The sequence below is a fragment of the Pseudomonas sp. genome (assembly GCF_035277045.1).
Taxonomy (GTDB): Bacteria; Pseudomonadota; Gammaproteobacteria; order Pseudomonadales; family Pseudomonadaceae; genus Aquipseudomonas.
The window spans coordinates 1-5461 of sequence record NZ_DATELE010000266.1; the positions used below are offsets into that span (position 1 = coordinate 1).

5 protein-coding genes are annotated in these 5461 nt (G+C 64.5%); 2 read left to right on the top strand and 3 right to left on the bottom strand.

The window, feature by feature from the left end:
- Positions 1-1592 (bottom strand): acyltransferase family protein (locus VJS90_RS14930; protein WP_324122418.1); only part of this gene is annotated, 1592 nt, incomplete at its 3' end.
- A 261-nt stretch (positions 1593-1853) separates the two neighbouring features.
- Between VJS90_RS14930 and VJS90_RS14935 the strand changes: the two genes are divergently transcribed.
- Positions 1854-2531, top strand: a complete 678-nt coding sequence (locus VJS90_RS14935) for a DUF3313 domain-containing protein (RefSeq protein WP_324122419.1) — start codon at positions 1854-1856, stop codon at positions 2529-2531.
- Between the two features lie 46 nt (positions 2532-2577).
- Here VJS90_RS14935 and VJS90_RS14940 read toward each other — a convergent pair whose 3' ends face one another.
- A complete protein-coding gene (locus VJS90_RS14940; protein WP_324122420.1) occupies positions 2578-3957 on the bottom strand; it encodes an L-serine ammonia-lyase in 1380 nt (459 codons plus the stop codon).
- Between the two features lie 138 nt (positions 3958-4095).
- On the opposite strand from VJS90_RS14940, the gene VJS90_RS14945 reads away from it, so the two are divergent.
- On the top strand, positions 4096-5055 hold the full coding sequence (locus VJS90_RS14945; protein ID WP_324122421.1) for a LysR substrate-binding domain-containing protein: 960 nt from the start codon (positions 4096-4098) through the stop codon (positions 5053-5055).
- A 44-nt stretch (positions 5056-5099) separates the two neighbouring features.
- Here the strand turns inward: VJS90_RS14945 and VJS90_RS14950 are convergent.
- The coding region (locus VJS90_RS14950) for a helix-turn-helix transcriptional regulator (protein WP_324122422.1) at positions 5100-5461 on the bottom strand (362 nt) is incomplete at its 5' end.

A 5461-nucleotide genomic window follows, 5' to 3' on the forward strand; every position in this document is an offset into this window, starting at 1 on the left:
TTGAGAATGACGATGACTTGCCCGCTGTGCTCCACGGCCAGGCGGATGCTGGCCTCGATCATGCCTTCGGCGGCCTCGTCGCGCGGCCAGCTGCCGGCGAGCACCACATATTGGTAGTGATTGTGCTCGATCAGGTCGTAGACCTTCTCGTTGCGCGTCGCGCAGTGGTCGGCGTACACCGGCGGCATGCCCCCGGTGTACCCCAGCACGGGCAGGCAGTAGTCGATGGTGTAGTCCATCAGGCTGATGTTGTCGGGGCGCGCGAGGATGTCGACCATGCCGGTGAAATGATTGGCGAACGAGTCGCCCACCAGGATGCCGTCGAGCGCCTTTTTCTCGGCGCCAATGCGGCAACCATCGTTCGGTTCGGTGCCGTACAAGGCATTGGCGACATGGCAGCCGTGGCGAATATCGGCAGGCTTGTCCTGGGTCATGGCTTCGAGGCGCTCGACCTTGGGACTGAAGCGCTGGGGAAAACCTTCAAGCTGCTGGGTCAGCCCGGCCAGCAGCGCCAGCGCCACCACCGGCACGGCAAAACGCCGGGTCACCACGCGAGCGAAGCTCAACCGCACACCGCTGCGCCTGAACGGCACCTCGACGAAACGCCAGGTCAGCCAGGCGAGCAAGACAGCCGCTGCGACCAGGGCGCACGCCACGCCGGAGGTAATCGGCACTTCCAGGTAATTGAGGTAGGCGATCAGCGGCCAGTGCCACAGGTACAGCGAGTACGAGATCAGTCCGATGAACACCATTGGCCGGCTGCTCAGCAGTGGCGACCGTCCTTCGCCCGCCCCGGCGTAGATCAGCAAGGCGACACCGAGGCACGGCCACAGCGCATTGAATCCTGGGAAGGGTTCGTTACCATCGAGCAGGAGCAGCGACTGTCCGATCAGCAGGTAGCCCGCGGCGGTGCAGCCCAACGCGCGGAGGCGGCCGATCGACCGCGGCTGTTGCAGGTAGATGCCCAGCCAGCCTCCGAGCATGAGCTCGAAGAAGCGTGTCGGCAGCAGGTAATAGGAGGCCGTGGCGAAAACGCCGGTGGCGTACTGCGACAGCCCGACGGCGATCAGCACGCCGCCCCCCATGACCAGCAACAAGTGCCGCGGCGCCATCCGGTACACCAGCAGCACCAGCAGGGGCCAGATCACGTAGAACTGCTCCTCGATACCCAGCGACCAGGTGTGCAGCAGCGGCGCCTCGCTGGCATCGGCGGCAAAGTAGTTACCGTACTTGAGCCAGATGTAGATGTTCGACACTCCGACCAGCGAGTACAACGCGCTGGCGTCGAGCCGCATGAGGTCGACAGGCGACAGCAGCACCGCGCCAATTGTCACACAGGCGAGCAACACCGTGACCAGCGCGGGAACAATACGGTTGATGCGCCGCTGGTAGAACTCTCGAAGCGAAAACCGGCCCTCACGCACCTGCGCGAACACCTGGGAGGTAATCAGGAAACCCGAGATGACAAAAAAAATGTCCACGCCGATGAAGCCGCCGGGCAGCCAGGTGGCGCCCAGGTGATGCACGAGGACGGCGAGGACCGCCACCGCGCGCAGACCATCGATGTCGGAACGGTACTTTTCACGGTTCATTCGCCTGGCCTTCCTTCAGATAAGGGCGATCGGATCCATCAAGGCAATCTGCCACCCCCTAGTTGTAGGAGGTAACGCCCCTCTGCGCTAACCCCAACAGTCAAAAAGCCGACGGCTGGCCGGATTGTTAGCCTCCATGATGTCGGAATGTGCATGCCAGTCATTTTATTGTCGATAAAATGACTGGCATGACCGGTACTGGCCAACCTCATAGCACCTGCTAGCGTTGACTGAGCGTCTAATTCCGCAGGAATCGCAGACATGAAACCATTCACGCGTTCCATCGTGCTGTGCTCCACGCTTCTCGCCCTCGCCGCCTGCTCCAGCAAACAGGTTGACCCAAGCGAATACTCCGGCTTTCTCAGGGACTACAGCCGCCTTCAACCGGCACAGAGCAGCAGCGGCGCACCGGTGATGCGCTGGATCGACCCCGACCTGAAGGTGGCCAACTACAGCCAGGTCTTCATCGAGCCCAGCCAGTTCTATCCCAAGCCGCAGCCCACCGCGGTGATCTCCGCGCAGACGTTGCAGGCGATCACGCGGTATTTCAATGAAGCGCTACGGCGCGAACTGGGCAGTGTCATGACCCTTGCCCAAGGGCCTGGCCCGCAGACCATCGTCGTGCGTCCGGCCATCACCGCCGTGTCAACCCGCACCGAGGGGCTCAAGCCCTATGAGGTGATCCCCATAGCGCTGGTGGCCGCGGCCGTGAACACCGCGGCGGGCGGCCGTGACCAGGCCGTGACCGTGGCGGTCGAGGCGGCGTTTCTCGATGGGGTCACGCAACAGGTGCTGGCCCAGGTGGTGCGCAAGGGCAGCGGCAAGGAACTGGAAAATGACCAGCAGCAACTGACGCTGCAAGACGTCAAGCCGGTGCTCGACGGCTGGGCCAGTGATATGCGCAAAAGCTTTGTCGCCCTTAAGGCAAAGGCCCGCTGAACGCGGGCCGGAGGGCGGGCTCAGGCACGGCGCCTGGAGCGGCGGATCAACACTCGACGAACGCGACGGCCAGGCCGCCGCGTGAGGTTTCCTTGTAGTTGGCATGCATGTCGGCACCGGTGTCGCGCATGGTGCGGATCACCCGGTCAAGGGAGATGACGTGCTCGCCGTCACCGCGCAGGGCCATCTGAACAGCGTTGATGGCCTTGACCGCGGCGATCGCGTTGCGCTCGATGCACGGCACCTGCACCAGCCCCCCTACCGGGTCGCAGGTCAGGCCCAGGTTATGCTCCAAGGCGATCTCGGCAGCGTTTTCCAGCTGTGGCGCGGTGGCGCCCAGCACTTGCGCGAGACCTGCGGCCGCCATGGCGCAGGCCGAGCCGACTTCGCCCTGGCAGCCGACCTCGGCGCCAGAGATCGACGCATTCTTCTTGCACAGGATGCCTACCGCCGCCGCGCTGAGCAGGAACATCACCACGTCGTCGTCACAGGCCTCAGGGCTGAATTTCATGTAGTAGTGCAGAACCGCCGGAATGATGCCTGCCGCACCATTGGTCGGCGCCGTGACCATGCGCCCGCCGGCGGCGTTTTCCTCGTTCACCGCCAGCGCATAGAGGTTCACCCACTCCATGGCGCTCAGGGTGGAGCCGATCACGTTCGGCTTGCCAAGCTCCTGCAGGCTGCGGTGCAGCTTGGCGGCCCGGCGCTTGACGTTGAGTCCCCCCGGCAACACGCCTTCGTTGTGCAAGCCATTGTCGACGCATTCGCGCATGGCTGCCCAGAGCTTGAGGATGCCGCTGCGCACCTCGGCTTCAGGGCGCCAGGCGCACTCGTTGGCCATCATCAGCTGGCCGACGCTCAGGTTGTGGGTCTTGCACAGGGCAAGCAGTTCGGCGCCGCTGGAAAATTCGTACGGCAGGGTGACGGCATCCACCTGGCTGCCGGCCTCGCTCAGCTGCGCGGCTTCGACGATGAAGCCCCCGCCTACCGAGTAGTAGGTCTGTAGCAACAGGCTGGCGCCCTGCCCGTCCAGGGCCTCAAGGCTCATGGCATTGGGGTGGTACGGCAGGCTCTCGTCGAGCAGCAGCATGTCGCGGGTGTAGTCGAAACCGATCGGCTGGGTGCCGTCGAGGATCAGGCAGTGCTCTGCCATGACCTGGTCGATGCGCGAGGCGATGGTGTGCGGATCGATGCGGTCAGGCCACTGGCCCATCAGGCCCAGCAGGCAGGCGCGGTCAGTGGCATGGCCGACGCCGGTGGCCGAGAGCGAGCCATACAGCCGGACTTCGACACGCGACACCTTGGCCAGCAACCCCTGCTCGCGCAGGGCCTGGGCAAAGGTCGCAGCGGCGCGCATGGGGCCTACCGTGTGTGAGCTGGACGGACCGATACCGATCTTGAACAGGTCGAATACGCTGATAGCCATGCTAATGCCTCGCTGGCGGTGTGAGTGGTGCGACTGCCTCCTTCGATTGAAGGAGTCCATCTTCATGGGAGATACTGAGCCCAAGCACCCTCGGTGACCAACGAAACTTTCTAAGCGAGCCTTTAGCAGGACTAAACGATGCGACGGCAAATGAATGGCCAGATGTATGTCTGGCTGCATGTGTTCTCCTGTGCGGCGCGGCACCTGTCGTTTACCCGCAGCGCCGAGGAGCTGCACATCACCCCTGGGGCGGTCAGCCAGCAGATCCGCCAGCTGGAGGAGCGGCTCGGGTTCCGAGTGTTCTTGCGCCGGGCCCGGGGCGTGGAACTGAGCGCCGAAGGCCAGCGCCTGGCGCAGACGGTGAGCGAAGCCTACGGCAGTATCGACGCCGAACTGCGCCGCCTGGATGCGGGCGAAATTCGCGGTACCGTGCGGCTGCGCTCGATCCCCTCCTTTCTCGCAAAGTGGCTCACGCCGCGCCTGCCGCGCCTGCAGCAGCGCTATCCGGACATCGAGTTGAGCCTGGTCGCCGAAGACAGCAACCAGGCCCTGAACGCAGGCGACTTCGACCTGGCGGTCGACCTCAATGACGGCAGTTATCCGGGCATGCTCTCGACGCCGCTGCTCGATGAGCAAATCTTTCCCGTGTGCTCGCCTGCCTTGCTGCGTGGCCGCCCGCCCCTGCACGGCCCGGCCGATCTTGTGCACTATCCGCTGCTGCATGACATCACCGCCTGGCGCGGCAGTTCGGAGTATGCCGAGTGGGAGTTCTACCTCGACGGCATCGGCGCGGGTGGGCAGGACGTTCGCCGAGGGCACACCTTCAACCGCAACCACCTGACCATCGAAGCTGCCATCGCCGGGATCGGTGTCGCGATTGCCCGGCGCACGCTGCTCAACGACGAACTGGAGCGTGGCGCGCTGATCATTCCGTTCGGCATGCCTATCCCCAATCACAAGCGCTACGTGGTGCTGTACCTGCCTGGCGGGTTGAACCAGCCTGGAGCCCGCGCCGTGCACGACTGGCTGGTGGAAGAGGCGCAACAGTTCCGGGCGCTGCATCCGTTGGGGGATACAGGGATCGTCGAGGGGCAGTAGGCCCACGGTCGGCTCGACGGCACCCTAGCGCCCTCCACAGCCCCTCAACCTCGCCGCTTGAGCGTCTCGGAAGGCAACTCGCCGAACCGTTGCCGGTAGCTCTCGGAAAACCGGCCCAGGTGCAGGAAACCATGGTCCAGCGCCAGCTCGGTGAGACTGCGGACCGGGCAGCTCGCATCGCCAAGACAGGCATGCACACGCTCAAGACGGCGCTGGCGGATGTACTGCCCGGGCGTGACGCCCAGGTGCCGGTCGAACAGGCCATACAGTGAGCGCAGGCTCATGCAGGCCTGTCCCGCCAAGGCTTCGCCGGACAGCTCCAGCCTGAGGTTGCGCTCGATGTAGTCAAGCAGCCGCTCCAGGCTCACCGAGGCCGCGGCCAGACTTTCACGGCGCACGTTGCAAC

Bases quoted from the DNA above. Each gene is read 5' to 3' on its own strand.
- VJS90_RS14935 (WP_324122419.1), top strand. From the start codon at position 1,854: ATGAAACCATTCACGCGTTCCATCGTGCTGTGCTCCACGCTTCTCGCC.
- VJS90_RS14940 (WP_324122420.1), bottom strand. From the start codon at position 3,957: ATGGCTATCAGCGTATTCGACCTGTTCAAGATCGGTATCGGTCCGTCC.
- VJS90_RS14945 (WP_324122421.1), top strand. From the start codon at position 4,096: ATGCGACGGCAAATGAATGGCCAGATGTATGTCTGGCTGCATGTGTTC.